Genomic DNA, 15849 nt, shown 5'->3' on the forward strand with positions numbered 1-15849 from the left:
GGGCGGCGAACACCCCGGTGTGAACACTCGGTGACGAACACCGGGGGCCTAGACTCGCGGGATGGAGTCGACCTCGGTGGCGAACGCCGGTGAAGCGCTGTTCCGGCCGGTTCGCGCGGGCAACGCCTTCGAGGAGACCGTCGAGCGGCTGCTGCAGGCGATCCGGCTCGGGGTGGTCGGCGCGGGGGAGCGGCTGCCGTCGGAACGGGAGCTGGCCGAGCGGCTCGGGGTCAGCCGCGTGACGCTGCGGGAAGCCATCCGAGCCCTCGCCGACGCCGGTTACGTGGAGTCACGCCGGGGTCGGTACGGCGGCACGTTCGTGAACGACAGCCTTCCCGCACCCTCCGAGAAGTCACCCAGCGGCAAGGTCGACGCCGTCGCGCTCGAGGACGCGCTGAGCCTCCGCTACGTCCTCGAAACCGGCGCCGCCGAGATGGCCGCCGCGCGTTCGCTGAGCCCCGCCGACCGCCAGCACCTCACCGGCACGCTCGCCGAGGCCGCGGGCGCCGACCTCGACGACTACCGCCGCAAGGATTCCCGCCTGCACCTGGCGATCGCCGAGGTCACCGCCTCCGGCTCCCTGACCACGGCGATGGCCGACGCCCGCACCCGCGTCAACCAGCTGCTCGACCGCATCCCGCTGCTCCCGCCCAACCTCGAGCACTCGAACGCCCAGCACGAGGCCATCGTCGACGCGATCCTCGCGGGCGACGCGGCCGCGGCACGGCAGGCGATGGCGGAGCACATCGAGGGGACGGCGTCCCTGCTGCGCGCGTTCTTGTCCTGACCGAGTGCGGGGTTGGCCGCTCCGCGCGCTGTCCTGACCTGGCCGGCGCGGCCGGTGCGCGCGGGGCCGGCGATCCGGGCAGCGGCACCCGTCCGGCGTCGCTGCCCCGGCACCTGCCTCGCCCCTCCGGCCGGCAAGGCAACCTCGCCGCGCGCCACCCACCGTGGGCCGTCAGTCGCCGACCGGGACCACGACCACCTTCCCGTGCACCCCGCCCTCGGCCGCCCGCGCGTGCAACGCCGGCAGCTCCGGCAGCGCCACCCGCTCGGCGACCTCCACCCGCAGCTCACCCCGCTCGACCAGCGCCACCAGCTTCGCCAGCTGCTCCGCGTCGCTGCGGACGAACAGGTCGATGCCGCGCACACCCCGTGCCTCGTCGGACGGCGCGGGCATCCACACCGTCGTGTTCACCAGCACCCCGCCCGGCCGGATCAGGGTCACCAGCGCCGCCAGCTCCGACGGGTCCACCGGGGCCAGGTTGAGCACCACGTCGACCGGTTCGGTCACCGCTTCGGGCACCGAAGTGGTCGTGTGGTCGACGATCTCGTCGGCGCCCGCCGCCTTGACCGCGTCGCCGCTGCGGGGGCCCGCCGTGGCGATGACGTGGGCGCCCGCCTCCTTCGCCAGCTGCACCGCGTAGCCGCCGACCGCGCCGCCGGCTCCGTTGACCAGCACGCGCTGACCGGCGGTCAGCCCGGCGTGGTCGAACAGCGCCTGGTACGCGGTCAGCCCCACCAGCGGCAACGCCGCTGCGTCGGCCAGCGGGACGTTCGCCGGGGCCGGCGTGAGGACCGACGCCGGGGCCACGACGTACTCCGCGGCCGCGCCGGCGCCGTCCATCGGGAGGAAGCCGACGACCCGGTCGCCCACCGCGAGGCCGTCGACGCCTTCGCCCAGCTCGTCGACCGTGCCGGCGACGTCGATGCCGGGGGTGTGCGGCAGCTCGACCGGGATGGGGCCGCGCATGAAACCGCCGCGGATGTTGCCGTCGACCGGGTTGAACGACGTCGCGGCGACGCGCAGCCGGACCTGCCCGTCGGCGGGGACCGGGAGGTCCGCGTCCTCGTAGCGCAGGACGCCGGGGGTGCCGTAGTCGTGGAAACGCACTGCCTTCATGGGACTTCTCGCTTTCGGGAAAAGCTTCGAATTCGAAGCAACTGCAGACCACGGTACAACTGCTTCGAATTCGAAGCAAGTGACGCCGGTCACCGCCATCAGGTCGTTCGGCAGCGCGCCCGCCTACTCCTTCGAATTCGAAGCAGTAGACTCCGGGTATGCCGCAACCGTCGCTCGACCCCGTGCAGCTCGGCGCCTACTTCGACCTCATCGAGGTGACCAGCCTGCTGCGGCACGCGGTCGAGCAGCAGCTGCGCGAAGCGGGCGAACTCAGCTACGTGCAGTTCCAGCTGCTGGCCCGGCTCGGGGACTCGCCGTCGGGCAGTCACCGCATGACCGACCTCGCCGACGGCGTCGTCTACAGCCGCAGCGGCCTGACCTACCAGGCGAGCCTGCTCGAAAAGGCAGGCCTGGTCACCCGCGCCCCCTCGCCGGACGACGAGCGCAGCACCACGGTCACCATCACCGACGCCGGGCGCGAGCGGCTCGCCCGGGTGCTGCCCGGGCACGTCGAGGTGGTCGCGGGCCTGCTCTTCGAGCCGCTGTCCCCGGCCGACGTCGAGACCCTCGCCGGCCTGCTGGCGCCGGTGCGCGACCACATGCGCTCGACACCGCCCCGCTCGGCGGCTCCCCGCCGGGCCAAGGGCTGAGGGATCTTGACAGGATTCGAACAACCCCCGCCGGCTCTCCACAGAACCTTTTCACCCGTCCGGCCGTCATCCATTCGTGACCTTGGCGACCGAGGAACCGACTGAGGAACCCAGCGAGACGACCCCGCGACGGCGGCGGTGGCGGCGCGTCCGGCGGATCGCGTACTGGACGGCCGGCGTGTTCGTCGGCGGCCCGCTGATCGCGTTCTGGGTCGCCTACCTCGTGCTCGACGTCCGCAGCCCGCAGGAGGTCCTGGCCGAGCTGGACAAGACCGTCGTGCTGCAGTACGCCGACGGATCCGAGCTGCTGAAGGTGATCCCGGCCGACGGCGACCGGATGTTCGTGCCCTACGCGCAGGTGCCCGCGAAGCTGCGGGACGCCATCATCGCCACCGAGGACCCGACCTTCTGGGACAACCAGGGTTTCGACCCGACCGGCATCGGCCGCGCGTTCCTCACCGGCGTCGGCGGCGGGTCCGGGATCACCCAGCAGTACATCAAGAAGTCCACCGGCGACGACGACGCCACGCTCGGCCGCAAGTTCGCCGAGCTGGTGCTGGCCACGAAGATCACCCAGGAGCAGAGCAAGGAACAGATCTTCGAGAGCTACGTCAACATCATCTCCTTCGGCCGCGGCACGTTCGGGCCCGCGGCGGCGATGAACGCCTACTTCGGCAAGAAGCTCGACGACTCGATCACCTGGAGCGAAGCGGCTTTCCTCGCCGGGATGATCCAGTCGCCGTCGGTGCACGACCCGGCCGCCTCGGGCGACGCGCACGCCACGCGGCGCTGGGAGTACGTGCGCGACAAGCTCCGCGGCCGCGGCTACGTCAAGAACAGTGAGCCGATGGCGTACCCCGGCGCGGAGATCCAGCCGCCGTCGGAAACCCGCGCGGGCCGCGTCACCTACGACGAGTTCCACATCAAGCAGCAGGTGCTCGCCGAGCTCGACCGCGACGGCTTCCCCCTGAACCGGCTCCAGCAGGGCAACATGACGGTGGAGACGACGCTGGACCGCGGGCTTCAGGACGCCGCCAAGAAGGTGTTGCAGGACAGGCTGAAGACCGAACCGAAGGAGTTCCGCGGCGCCGTCGTCGCGATCGACCCGCGGACGGGCGCCGTCCGCGTGTACAACGGCGGCGACCAGGGCGTCCGCGACTACGCCGGCACGCCGCACGCGCCGGGCTCGGCGTTCTACCCCTTCACGCTCGCCGCGTTGCTGCGCCACGGCTACGGCACCGACCAGCCGATCCCGTCGCCGTCGAAGCTCGAGTTCCTCGGCGAGAACTTCCAGTACCCGGACGTCTGCGGTCCGAAGTGCACCCCGCGCACGGCGATGGCGAGCCACGCCGACGGCCCGTTCGTCGCGCTGGCGAAGCAGCTCGGCCCGGACGCGCTGAGCGAGACCGCGCGCCAGGCCGGCATCCCGGAGACCGTCGACGGCGCCCCGACGATGCGCGAGAAGGACGGCTTCCTCATCGGGGCGGGCATCGCCATCGGCCGCTACCCGTTGCGGCCGCTCGACCTGGCGGGCGCGTACGCGACCTTCGCCGCCGACGGCCGGCGCGCCACCCCGCACCTGGTCGCGAAGGTCCGGGACGAGAGCGGCGCGGTGATCTGGGAGCAGCCGGACACGGCGGCCCCGGCGTTCGGCGACGACGACACCAGCCACCGCGTCGCCCGCGAGGTCACGAGCACCCTGACCGACGGCGGTGGTGCCGCGCTGCGGACCGGCGAGGCCGAGCACGGCAACAGCCCGGACAACCAGGACGCCTGGGCCGTCGGCTACACCCCGCAGCTCGCGGCCGCGGTCTGGATCGGCTCCGACGACGACCGGCGGCTCAAGGACGCCAACGGCGCGAAGCTGACCGGCGACGTCGTCCCGGCCGACGTCTGGCGCGCGTTCATGACGGCGGCGCACCAGGTGGTGCCGCCGCCGTCCCCGGTGGCGAGGCCACCGCGCTGATCAGCGGACGATCGCCAGCACGAACCCGTCGTGCCCCTTGGTCCCGACGGTCTGGACGGCGGTCGCGTCCAGCCGCGGCTCGGCGGCCAGGACGTCGAACATCGCCCGCGCGCCGCGCACGTTCGGGTCGTCGCTGCCCGCGTCGGCGACCCGGCCCTGGCGCACGACGTTGTCGACGACGATCGTGGTGCCCGGCCGGGACAGCTCCAGCGCGGCCCGCACGTAGTTCGCCAGGTTGGCCTTGTCGGCGTCGATGAACACGAAGTCGAACGGCCCGGTGAGCGTGGGCAGCGTGTCCAGCGCGGCGCCGACCCGGATCTCGGCGACGTCCTCGCCGAAGCCCGCCCGCGCCAGGTTCGCCTTCGCGACTTCCGCGTGCTTCGGCTCGTATTCGCAGGTCACCAGCTTGCCGCCGGCCGGCAGCGCGCGGGCCAGCCAGATCGTGCTGTACCCGCCGAGCGTGCCGATCTCGAGGATCCGGCGCGCCCCGGACAGCCGCGCGAGCAGGTTCAGCAGCTTGCCCTGGTTGGGCGCGACGGCGATGGACGGCAACCCGGCGGCGGCCGAGTCGGCGAGCGCGTCGTCGAGCACCGGATCGGGGGCGAGCAGCGCGCCGGTGAGGTAGTCGTCGACTTCGGCCCAGGTCTTGTCGGTCATGGCACCTCCACCTCAAATCTAGCGGGCCGGGCCGCCCAGCACCGGGATCGCGACGGCGGTCCCAAGCGCCCCAATGTGGCCTTGGTTGCGTCTGACGCACCCAAGGGGCCCTTCGTTGCGTCTGACGCACCGAAGGCCACATTGGGGCGCTCGAGAGGCGGGGGACGGCGGGCTGGGATCATGCTCAGGATCGACCGAAGGCGGGAAGGTGGAGATGGACGACTACCGCGTCGTCGCGGACGCCCTCGCCGCCGACATCGAGGCGGGCCGGCTGCGGCCCGGGGACCGGCTGCCGCCGCAGCGGCGGTTCGCGCGGCAGCGCGGGATCGCGAACTCCACCGCCGCCCGCGTCTACGGCGAACTGGTCCGGCGCGGCCTGGCGGTCGGCGAAGTCGGGCGCGGCACGTTCGTCCGGGCCGCGAAGCCGCCGCCCGAGCCCGCGCTCGCCGAGCCCGGGGACGCCCGCGTCGACCTCGAACTCAACTTCGCGGTCCTGCCCGACCAGTCGGCGCTGCTGGCGAAAGCGCTGGAACCGTTGCTGCGCGCGGACGTCCTCACCGCCGCCCTGCACCCGATCGGCGCCGCGGGCACGCCGGCGGCGCGGACGGCGGCGGCGTCGCTGCTCACCCGCGGCGGCTGGCGGCCGGACCCGGCGACGATCCTGTTCACCGGCAACGGCAGGCAGGCGATCGCGGCGGCGATCGCCGCGTTCGTCCCGGTGGGGGAGCGGCTCGCGGTGGAGTCGCTGACGTACCCGGTGGTCAAGGCCCTCGCCGCGCGGCTCGGGATCGAGCTGGTGCCCATCGAAACCGACGAGGACGGGCTCGTGCCGGCGGCGCTCGCCGCGGTGGAGCCGGTGCGCGCGCTGTACGTCCAGCCGACGCTGCACAACCCGCTGGGCACGACGATGCCCGAGCGTCGCCGCGCGGAGCTGGCCGAGGTCGTCGCGCGGCTCGACCTGCCGGTGATCGAGGACGGCATCTACACGTTCCTGCGCGACGACGTCCGGCCGTTCGCCGCGCACGCGCCGGAGCGGACGGTCTTCGTGGACAGCCTGTCCAAGCGCGTGGCACCCGGCCTGACCGCGGGTTTCCTGGTGCCGCCGCCGCAGTGGGCCGCGCGGCTGGCGTCGTCGGTGCGCTCGGGCGGCTGGGCGGCGTCGCGGTTCGCCGTCGAGGCGGCGACCCAGTGGATCGTCACCGGCACGCTCGCCGAAGTCGAGGCCGCCAAACGCCGGGACGCCGCCGCGCGGGCGCTGGTGGTCGAGGAGAAGCTGCCGGGCCTGCGCGGCGACGCGGCTTCCTACCACCGCTGGTGGGAGCTGCCGGAGCACTGGCGCGCGGACACGTTCGTGGCGGCCGCGGCCCGGCACGGGATCGCGCTGTCCCCGGCGGCGGCCTTCGCCGTGCTGCCCGGCCACGCGCCGAACGCCGTGCGCGTCGCGGTGTCGGCGCCGCCGGTGGAGACACTGGCCGCCGCGCTGGACGTCCTCGCCGGGCTGGCGACCGGGAGCCCGGACGACCTGGTGGTGGACTGACCGGCCCTGCCAGGTCCGTACCAGCGCGGTGTGCGGTCCGCACCAGTGCGCCGCGCCAGCCTTCGGAGGTCACCACGAGATCCGGAGGAGCACGGATGCACACCCCAGTCACGATCATCGGCGCCGGCCTCGGCGGCCTCACCCTCGCCCGCGTTCTCCACGTCCACGGGATCGAAGCCGTCGTCTACGAAGCGGAAGCGTCGCCGATGGCGCGGATGCAGGGCGGGATGCTCGACATCCACGACTACAACGGCCAGCTCGCCGTCGAGGCCGCCGGGCTGATGCCCGAGTTCCGCGGCTTGATCCTCGAAGGCCGCCAAGCGATGCGCGTCCTCGACGCGAACGGGAACCTGCTCTTCGAGAAGGCCGACGACGGTTCCGGCGGCCGTCCCGAGGTGCAGCGGGGCGAACTGCGGCGGATGCTGCTGGACTCGCTGCCGCCCGGCACCGTCCACTGGGGACGGAAGGTCACCGGCGCCCGCACCCTCGCCGACGGGCGGCACGAAGTCGCCTTCGCCGACGGCACCGCGGTCGTCGCGGACCTGCTGGTCGGCGCGGACGGCGCCTGGTCGCGGATCCGATCGCTGCGCACGGCGGCGAAACCCGAGTACGTCGGCGAAGCGTTCGTCGAGATCTACCTCTTCGACGCCGACACCCGCCACCCGGCGTCCGCGAAGGCCGTCGGCGGCGGTTCGCTGATGGTGCCCGCGCCCGGCAAGGGAATCCACGCCCACCGGGAGAGCGGGGACACGCTGCACACCTACGTGTCGCTCACGCGACCGCTGGAGTGGTTCGACGACGTCGACTTCACCGATCCTGCCGCGGCGGCCGCGCGGATCGCGGCGGAGTTCGAGGGCTGGGCCCCGGAGCTGACGGCGTTGATCACCGACGGCGACACCGCGCCCGTCCTGCGCCCGCACTACACCTTGCCGCCCGGGCACGAGTGGGACCGGGTGCCAGGGGTGACGCTGGTCGGCGACGCGGCCCACCTCATGCCGGTCAACGGCGAAGGCGCCAACCTGGCCATGCTCGACGGCGCCGAACTCGGCCAGGCCCTGGCCGCGCACCCGGTCGACGAAGCGCTGGCGGAGTACGAGCGGGCGATGGCCGTCCGCAGCGCCCGGGTCGCCGCCGAGAGCGTCCAGTTCGGCGAGCTGATGTCGGGCGACGACGGGGAAACCATCGCCCAGGCGCTGATCGAAGTGTTCAGCGCGCTCAGCGAGGCCGGGCGCGCTTCGTGAAGGTCAGGGCGCGTACTTGCCCACGAAGCTGCCGCAGGTCACCACGCGGCCGGTGAGCCGGGCCTGGATCGCCCGCTCCAGGCCGAGGTAGGTGAACACCGGGGTGTCGGCGGGGACCTCCGCCGGCACCGGGCCGCCGGTGGCCAGCAGCCGGCTCGGCACCGTCTGGAACAGCACGAGGTAGCCGCCTTCGCGGTTGAGCTCGTCGCTCTTCGCGAGCATCCGCTGGGGCGCGTCGCCGACGATCTCCAGCGGCAGCGGCCACTCCAGCGGGAACGGGTTGGTCAGGCCGAACGCGGGGTAGGCGAACGCGTTGTCCGGCAGGATCGCCGTCCGCGGGGCCGGGAAACGGCCGACGCAGTCGCGGATCTGCCGGACGTAGGCGTAGGTCGAGGGGTTGGTGCGGATTCCGGACATCGCGGGGCTGACGTCGCCGAGGTCCGCGGTCAGCCGGTCGTGCCCGAGGTCGAGGTAGGCCGCCTGGTCGTGACGGGCGACGACGACCCAGCCGCACACCGCGACCGCGGTCAGCCCGGCCGTCGCGGTCACCCAGCGGGGCGCCAGCCGCGGCCGCGGCGGGACGACGTGGCTCAGCAGCAGCAACGCCGTCAGCGCGAGGGTGCCGGTGAGCAGCGTCGGGGTGTCGTTGCCCCACGACAGGCTGGTCATGAACCCGGTGGCGAGCACGAGCAGCCCGGCCCACGGCACCTTCCGCGCCACGGCCGCGTTCACCGGCACGCTGACCGCGACGATCCACCACAGGACGTCCGCCCAGCGCGAGGAGCCGGTGAACCGGCCGTCGACCACGGTCCAGACCACCGCGGCGGCCCCGGCGAGCACCAGCAGCCACGACGCGACCCGCCCGGCCGCGCCGAGCCGGTCGCCGGGCAGCCGGACGGCCAGCAGCACCACGGCGATGACGGCGAAGAAACCCAGTTCGCGCACCGGCGCCCTGGTCAGCACCTCGGGGTCGGCCAGCCACAGCCCGAGCAGCCGTTCGCCGTACGCGGGCACGCCGCCGGTGAGCTGCCCGACCATCTCGGCGAACCCGCCGCCGAGGGCGACCCACGCCACGTACGCCAGGCCTGGCGCACCGAGCGCGAGCAGGTCGAGCAGCACCCGCACCACGCGCCGCGTGCCCGCGCGGGTGGCCGGGTGCAGCAGCAGCCACAGCACGCCGATCACGGCGGCCAGCGCGAAGCTCTGCTTCACGAACACGGCGCAGCCGAGCAGCACCAGGCCGCCGCGGCGGGCGAGGGCGCGGCCGGTGCGCAGGCCGGAGTCCAGCGCCCAGGCACCGCACGCGGTGAGCGCGATGCCGTCGACGGTGTGCCAGGCCATCAGCGGGAAGGCGTTGAGGTTGATCAGCGACGCGGCCGCGACCATCGCCGTCATGCCCGGGCCCCAGTCCAGCACCCGGCGCCGGGTGACGAGCGCGGCGAACGCGATCGTCGCCACGATGATCTCGATCATCGACAGGAAGCTCGACCCGAAGAACAACGGCATCGGGAGGGCGAAGTCGGCGACGTGCAGCACGGCGGACCCGAGCGGGCGCGCGGAGATGATGTCGGCGTGCGGGACTTCGCCGTGCAGCACGCGCCACGCCTGCGCGAGGATGAAGCCCTGGTCGGAGGGGTGGAACCCGAAGCGGCCGACGCGCAGTTCGGTGGCGAGGGCGAGCAGCACGACCCAGCCGGCGTGGACGGCCCAGCGCAGCGCCGGCCGCGCGGCCTTCGGGGGCGCGGGCTCCGCGGCGGCGCGCGCAGGACTCGCCACGTCCACGCCTCGCCCGCCTTCCGCTCCCGATCACACCCGGGAGCGATGGTACTGGCCGGTCTCCGCCCCGGCATGGACAGCACCACCGGGCTCCCGCGGTCCGTAAAGCCGTGAAGGCCTCCTTACCGGCGGCTTGCGCCGGTAAGGAGGCCTTCACGGTCGTAAAAGCCGGGATGGAGGCCTTCACGGCTTTCCGTGGCCGGGCCCCACCCGGCGTGGTTCACCCGAAGGTGGGTCGCGCGGTCCCGATCTCGGCTGTCTCCCCAGTGGTGATTTCCGGCATTTCGAACTCCCCAGTTCACGCCCGCACCGGTGTGCGGGACTCGCGCGAGGGTAGAAGTACCGTCGCCGCCGTGCCAGCGTTTCGGCGGAATTCGCGGGGATCAAGCACGACGGCGCCAGATCGAGCGGGTCACCGCCGCCGCGACCGACGCCGGCGCGGGGCGGCGGGGCAGGTCGCGGGCTTCCGGCGCCGACTCCCGCATCGCGGAGTACGCGAGGTGCGCGGTGAAGCGGGCGAGCCGCGGCGCGACCAGCGTCGCCAGTTCGGCCGCGCGGCCTTCGGGCAGGCTGAGGATCTCCGGCCGCTCCTCGCACGCCTTCACCACCAGGGCCGCCGCGCGTTCGGGGCTGCTCGACGGGAGCCCGCGGTAGCCGGTCGGCGCGATCATCGGCGTCCGCACCAGCGGCATCCGCACCGACGTGAAGGTGACGCCGTCCGAGAGCGTCTCGCGCCCGGCCGCCAGCCCGAACTCCTCCAGCGCCGCCTTCGACGCCAGGTACGCGGAGAAGCGCGGGGTGTCGGTCTGCAGGCCCTGGGTCGTCACGTTGACGACGTGGCCGAACCGCCGCTCGGCCATCGACGGCAGGAACCCGAGGATCAGCCGCACCGGGCCGAAGTAGTTGATCGCCATCGTGCGCTCGAAGTCGTGGAACCGTTCGGTGGACAGCGCGACCGAGCGCCGGATCGACCGGCCGGCGTTGTTCACCAGCACGTCCACCGCGCCGTGCTCGCCGAGGACGTCCTTGACGAGCGCGTCGACCGCGTCGCCGTCGGTGAGGTCGCACGGGTACGCCGCCGCGGTGCCGCCCGCGGCGAGGATCTCTTCGCGCACCTCTTCGAGTTCCGACGCGCGCCGGGCCACGAGGATCACCTTCGCGCCCTTGCGTGCCACGGCCAGCGCCGACGCCCGGCCGATCCCGGACGACGCGCCGGTGATCAGCACCGTCCGCCCGGCCAGGCCGTGGGTGCGGCGGGCGCGGTCGGGGTCGAGGTGCGCCCGCCAGTAGCGGTACAGCGGTGCCGCGTAGTCGCGGAGTTCGGGCAGCTCGACGCCGCTGCCGAACAACGCCGTCGTCGTCCGCGCGGTGTCGAACTCGACCGGCATGCTCAGGTGCGGCAGCACTTCCAGCGGGACGCCCAGCTCTTCGAGGACGGCGGCCCGCGTGGCCCGGCCGCCGGGCAGGCGGTCGATCCCGGCCGCGGCGGCCTTCGCGACCCGCCCGCCTGCGCGCCGGACCACGCCCGAGGGCCGGGCGGGCAGCGCGGCCCGGACCACCGGCCCGCCGGCGGCGCGCGCGAAGGCGTTGTAGACGGAGTTGAGCGACTGCGGCCGCGCGGCGGCGAGGTGGTAGGTCGACCCGGACGGCGCGTCCCGGTGCATCAGGAACTCCATCGCGTCGACGACGTAGTCGACCGGCACCAGGTTCGTCGCGCCGAGGTCGGGAGCGGCCAGCGGGAGCCGCCGGGGTAGCGCGGCCAGCCGCGAGATCGCGGGCAGGAAGAAGTAGGGCCCGTCGACCTTGTCCATCTCGCCGGTGCGCGAGTCGCCGACGACCGCGGACGGCCGGTAGACGCGGAAGGGCAGCGCCTGCTCGCGGACGAGCTTCTCGGCCTGGAACTTCGTCGCGTGGTACGGCGAGGAGAAGCGCTGCCCGAGGTCGAAGTCGGCCTCGGTGAACCGCCCGGCGTGGTCGCCCGCGACGGCGATCGAGGACACGTGGTGCACCAGCCCCGCCCCCGCCGCGGCGGCGAACGCGAGCAGGTGCCGGGTGCCCTCGACGTTGGCTCGCCGGTTGGCCGCCTCGCCGGCGGTGAGGTCGTAGACCGCGCCCAGGTGGACGACGTGGTCGAGGTGCTCGAACCCCGCGGGGTCGACGCCGAGCCGGGGTTCGGCGAGGTCGCCGACCACGGGCCGCAGCTTCTCCGCGCCCGCCCAGCCCTGGCTCAGCGCGGCCAGCCGCTCGCGGGAGGTCTCCCGCACCAGCGCGTACACGGCGGACGTCGCCGGCCGCCGGAGCAACCGCGCGACCAGGCGTTTCCCGATGAAGCCCGTCGCACCCGTCACGAAGTAGGTCGTCATGGCCGGTCCCTTCCGTCGGGACCGACTCTAACCTACTGGAAAGTAGGAACGGTAGTTGTCAGGTTGTCCGCGATGTCATGAAAGGGTCGTTCACCTCGCCAGACGACATGAACGACCCTTTCATGACATCCCTGCGGCGCCGGGCAGACCACACGGCCAGGGGTGCGCCGCGCCCCGGGGAAAGCCGGGTCAGGTTTGGGCCGTCTCGTCCGCCGTCGCGACGACGGCGTCGCGCAGCGCGGCCCGCAGCCGTCCGACGTCGAGCGGTCCGAGGACCGCCGCCTCGCCGGGCGGAGCGACCAGCACCACCTTGTCGTTGCTGACGAACACCGTCACGTCCCTGCGCCTGCCGGCCAGATCGCGACAGCCGATCGACCACTCGCCCCGACTCATGGTCGCCGCCCTCCGATTCCTTCGTCGGTCGTGCTTCGTGCGAGGGTGGGAGGGGGCCGTGGCGGTGCTATGACGCCGGTTCACCCGATCTGCCTACTCGCGGGTTTTGTCTTGCGCTTCGCGGATTTCCGGCGTATCCCCCGGTCGTGGCGCGGCCGGTTCCGGAGTACCGTCCGCACCGTCTCGTCGTCGTGGGAGGTCGCTGATGTCGGAGCCGCGGAAGATCGTCGTCGTCGGTGCGGGACTGGGCGGGGCGTCCGCCGCGGCCGCGTTGCGCGAGCGGGGTTACACCGGCGAAGTCCTGTTGATGGGCTCGGATCCGCACCGCCCGTACGAGCTGCCGCCGCTGTCGAAGGGCATCCTGCTCGGCAACACCGACGAACCCGACTGGGTGCACGAAGAGAAGTTCTACGCGGAGAAGGACATCCGCTTCACGGCCGGCGTCACGGCGACCCGCGTCGAGCTGGGCGCCCGCCTGGTCCTCGACGACGCGGGCGGCGAGCACCGCTACGACCGCCTGGTCCTGGCGACCGGCTCGCGGCCGCGGTCCCTGCCGGTCCCCGGCGGCGACCTGCCCGGGCTGTACACGCTGCGCACCCTGGACGACTCGCTGAAGCTGCGCTCGGCGTTCGCGGAGGCGGAGCGGGTGGTGATCGTCGGCGCCGGCTGGATCGGCTCGGAGGCCGCCGCGGCGGCCCGCACGCACAACGCGGACGTGACGGTGGTCGACCCGGTCCCGGTGCCCCTGGCCAACGTCGTCGGCGAGACGATCGGCGGCGTTTTCCGCGACCTGCACGTCTCGAACGGCGTCAACTACCGCCTGGGCGAGCAGGTAGCGGAGATCACGGGCGGCCCCGACGGCGTCCGCGGCGTCCGCCTCGGCAACGGCGAAGAGCTGCCGGCGGACGTGGTCCTGATCGCGGTCGGCGCGGCTCCGAGGGTGGAGCTGGCCCACGCGGCGGGCCTGGAGCTGTCCGACGACGGCGGCGTGTGCGTCGACGCGGGCCTGCGCACGGCGGCTCCGGACGTGTACGCGGTGGGCGACATCGCGGCCCACTTCCACCCGCGCTACGGCCGCCGGATCCGGGTGGAGCACTGGGCGAACGCCAAGGACCAGGGCGCGCACGTGGCGCAGAACCTGCTGGGGGAGAACGAACCCTTCCTCGCGTCGCCGTACTTCTTCACGGACCAGTACGACTTGGGTTGCGAGTACCGAGGCCTGGCGGACCCGGTGTCGGACGAGCTGGTGGTGCGCGGCGACCTGGCGTCCCGGGAGTTCACGGCGTTCTGGCTCCGCGACGGCGAAGTCGCGGCGGCGATGAACGTGAACATGTGGGACGACGGCGACGCGCTGGGCGCGTTGGTGGACGGCCGGGCCAAGGTGACGGCGGAGCAGCTCGAGACCGCGGATCTGGCCTCGCTGACCTGACCGCCGATGAGAGGGGACGAGCACGGCAAGCCGCAGCCCACGTGGGGCCGGAAGCTGTGCCCGGCGGCAGTTCGGCCGATTCGGGGTGAGCGCCCGGCAGATATCCATCGGGCCGCCGGACGGGCCCGCGTGGCTCCGGGGCGCGATCAGCGGGGCACGCCTGACCGGACGTGCTTCCCGCGCGACGGGGCGAGGGATTCGCGCGGCTTGGCTGTGGTGGCGCAACAACGACGCCAAGCCGTGAAGCCATCACGGAAAATCTGGCCTCGCTGACCTGACCGCTCTGCCAAGATCGGGGCATGACCGAAGAAGGGCACCTCCCGACCGGCGCGGAAATCCGGGCCTGGGCGTACAGCGGCGACGACGAGCCGGAGCAGGACTGGGACATCCTCATCGCCTGGCCCGAGAACCTGCCCGTGCTGCTCGAGGTCATCCCCGATCCGGCCTGCCCGCTCCGCGCCCGCGAAACCCTGCTGTCCAGCCTCTACTGCATGGTCGGCCACGCCCAGGCCAAGGAAGACTTCCGCGAGACCGCCCGGATCGCCGCGCAGTCCGGCGACGCCTGGCTCGAAACCTGGGCCCGCCGGGTCCGCGAGATCCTCGACCACCCCGAAGCGTTCAACCGCAAGGACTGGTGCGGCTTCCCCGGCTACGCGACCAAGCCGGCCGGCTGACGAACCCGCGTCAAAGACAAGAACGCCACCAGGGCCAGGACCGCGAACCCCGCCATCGTCGCGGCCATCGGCACCGCGGTCCCCGGCCCGCCCAGCCCCACCAGCGGCGTCGCCGCGGCGCCGACCACGAACTGCAGCACCCCCAGCAACGCCGACGCCGACCCGGCCGAGCGGGCGTGGGAAGCCAGCGCCAGCGAACTCGCGTTCGGCATCACCAGCCCGATGCTCGACACCAGCAGGAACAACGACACCAGCAGCAACGCCAGCGGAGCCCGGAACACCGCCGACGCCAGCACGAAAGCTCCGCCGAGCACGCCCAGCGCGAGGCCCCACGCCAGCAGCACCCGCTCGGAAACCCGTCCGACGAGGCGGCCGTTGAGCTGGCCGGCCAGCACGATCCCCACGCCGTTCACGCCGAACACCACGCTGTACGCCTGCGGGCTCAGCCCGTACACGCCCTGCAGCGCGAACGACGAGCCCGAGATGTACGCGAACATCGACGCGAACAGCAGTCCCGACGCCAGCGCGTACCCCGCGAACGTCCGGTCCGCCACCAGCCGCCCGTACGTCCGCATCACCTGGCCGAGCCGGGCCGGGACGCGGACCGGGGAGGGCTCCGGCAGGAAGAACGCCACCACCGCCAGCAGCAGCGCGCCGAACGCCGCCAGCACGACGAACACCCCGCGCCACGACGTCCAGTTCAGCAGCTGGCCGCCGAGCAGCGGGGCCAGGATCGGGGCCAGGCCGCTGACCAGCATCAGCGTCGAGAAGAACTTCGTCATCGCGGTGCCGGAGTAGAGGTCGCGGACCGTGGCGCGCGCGATCACGATGCCCGCCGCCGCGCCCAGCGACTGGACGAACCGCGCGCCGACCAGCAGCCACGCGTCCGGGCTCACCGCGCACAGGACCGAGCCCACGACGTACAGCACCAGGCCCGCGAGCAGCGGACGGCGGCGGCCGAGCGCGTCCGACAGCGGGCCGAGCACCAGCTGGCCCAGCGCCAGCCCGGCGATGAACGCGCTCAGCGTCAGCTGGACCGTGCTGTCCGCCGCGCGCAGGTCCTCGGCCATCCGGGGGAGCGCGGGCAGGTACATGTCGATCGACAGCGGCCCGAACGCCGAGAGGCCACCCAGGATGAGGACGAACTTCAGCCGCTGCGCGCGTCCGCCGGCCGCGGTACGTTCCGCCGTGGTGGTCATCGGCCTCCTCCCGGTCCTGACTCCGACCAGCGACCCCGGCGGCGGGGCTATTCCGGCTGTG

General features: G+C 73.3%; 13 protein-coding genes. 7 read left to right on the forward strand and 6 right to left on the reverse strand.

Annotated elements, in window-relative coordinates:
- Nucleotides 1-61 precede the first annotated feature (61 nt).
- Nucleotides 62-787: a FadR/GntR family transcriptional regulator gene (locus EIY87_RS05080; protein WP_191983956.1), complete on the forward strand. Its 726-nt coding sequence runs from the start codon at nt 62-64 to the stop codon at nt 785-787.
- A 171-nt stretch (nt 788-958) separates the two neighbouring features.
- Here the strand turns inward: EIY87_RS05080 and EIY87_RS05085 are convergent, their stop codons facing one another.
- Nucleotides 959-1903 carry an NADP-dependent oxidoreductase gene (locus EIY87_RS05085; protein WP_125306460.1) on the reverse strand — a complete coding sequence of 315 codons (945 nt, stop codon included), beginning with the start codon at nt 1901-1903 and terminating at the stop codon, nt 959-961.
- 158 nt (nt 1904-2061) lie between these two features.
- On the opposite strand from EIY87_RS05085, the gene EIY87_RS05090 reads away from it, so the two are divergent.
- Together EIY87_RS05090 and EIY87_RS05095 are read left to right on the forward strand one after the other, a co-directional pair.
- Complete coding sequence (locus tag EIY87_RS05090) at nt 2062-2553, forward strand: MarR family winged helix-turn-helix transcriptional regulator (RefSeq protein ID WP_125306461.1); 492 nt, start codon at nt 2062-2064, stop codon at nt 2551-2553.
- 76 nt (nt 2554-2629) lie between these two features.
- A complete protein-coding gene (locus tag EIY87_RS05095; protein ID WP_125306462.1) occupies nt 2630-4519 on the forward strand; it encodes a transglycosylase domain-containing protein in 1890 nt (629 codons plus the stop codon).
- On the opposite strand, the gene EIY87_RS05100 is transcribed toward EIY87_RS05095, so the two are convergent.
- The gene (locus EIY87_RS05100) at nt 4520-5176 is read right to left on the reverse strand and encodes an O-methyltransferase (RefSeq protein WP_125306463.1); all 657 of its coding nucleotides are present in this window, start codon (nt 5174-5176) and stop codon (nt 4520-4522) included.
- A 214-nt stretch (nt 5177-5390) separates the two neighbouring features.
- On the opposite strand from EIY87_RS05100, the gene EIY87_RS05105 reads away from it, so the two are divergent.
- Both EIY87_RS05105 and EIY87_RS05110 read left to right on the forward strand, forming a co-directional pair.
- Entirely contained in the window at nt 5391-6713 is a 1323-nt protein-coding gene (locus tag EIY87_RS05105; protein ID WP_191983957.1) for an aminotransferase-like domain-containing protein, read from the forward strand.
- Between the two features lie 95 nt (nt 6714-6808).
- Nucleotides 6809-7954, forward strand: a complete 1146-nt coding sequence (locus EIY87_RS05110) for an FAD-dependent oxidoreductase (protein WP_125306465.1) — start codon at nt 6809-6811, stop codon at nt 7952-7954.
- A 3-nt stretch (nt 7955-7957) separates the two neighbouring features.
- Here the strand turns inward: EIY87_RS05110 and EIY87_RS05115 are convergent, their stop codons facing one another.
- From EIY87_RS05115 to EIY87_RS05125, 3 genes are all read right to left on the reverse strand, one after another.
- Entirely contained in the window at nt 7958-9736 is a 1779-nt protein-coding gene (locus tag EIY87_RS05115) for a hypothetical protein (protein ID WP_125306466.1), read from the reverse strand.
- A gap of 377 nt (nt 9737-10113) precedes the next feature.
- Nucleotides 10114-12093, reverse strand: coding sequence for an SDR family oxidoreductase (locus EIY87_RS05120; protein WP_125306467.1), 1980 nt, complete (start codon nt 12091-12093; stop codon nt 10114-10116).
- Between the two features lie 189 nt (nt 12094-12282).
- Complete coding sequence (locus EIY87_RS05125; RefSeq protein WP_086859537.1) at nt 12283-12486, reverse strand: hypothetical protein; 204 nt, start codon at nt 12484-12486, stop codon at nt 12283-12285.
- 205 nt (nt 12487-12691) lie between these two features.
- On the opposite strand from EIY87_RS05125, the gene EIY87_RS05130 reads away from it, so the two are divergent.
- Together EIY87_RS05130 and EIY87_RS05135 are read left to right on the forward strand one after the other, a co-directional pair.
- Nucleotides 12692-13915: an NAD(P)/FAD-dependent oxidoreductase gene (locus EIY87_RS05130; protein ID WP_125306468.1), complete on the forward strand. Its 1224-nt coding sequence runs from the start codon at nt 12692-12694 to the stop codon at nt 13913-13915.
- Nucleotides 13916-14214: 299 nt separating this feature from the next.
- Nucleotides 14215-14589, forward strand: coding sequence for a hypothetical protein (locus tag EIY87_RS05135; protein WP_125306469.1), 375 nt, complete (start codon nt 14215-14217; stop codon nt 14587-14589).
- Here the strand turns inward: EIY87_RS05135 and EIY87_RS05140 are convergent.
- Nucleotides 14565-15788: a multidrug effflux MFS transporter gene (locus EIY87_RS05140; protein WP_125306470.1), complete on the reverse strand. Its 1224-nt coding sequence runs from the start codon at nt 15786-15788 to the stop codon at nt 14565-14567. The genes EIY87_RS05135 and EIY87_RS05140 overlap by 25 nt on opposite strands.
- Between the last annotated feature and the right edge of the window lie 61 nt (nt 15789-15849).

Origin of the sequence: Amycolatopsis eburnea, from assembly GCF_003937945.1 — a bacterium.
Lineage (GTDB): Bacteria > Actinomycetota > Actinomycetes > Mycobacteriales > Pseudonocardiaceae > Amycolatopsis > Amycolatopsis eburnea.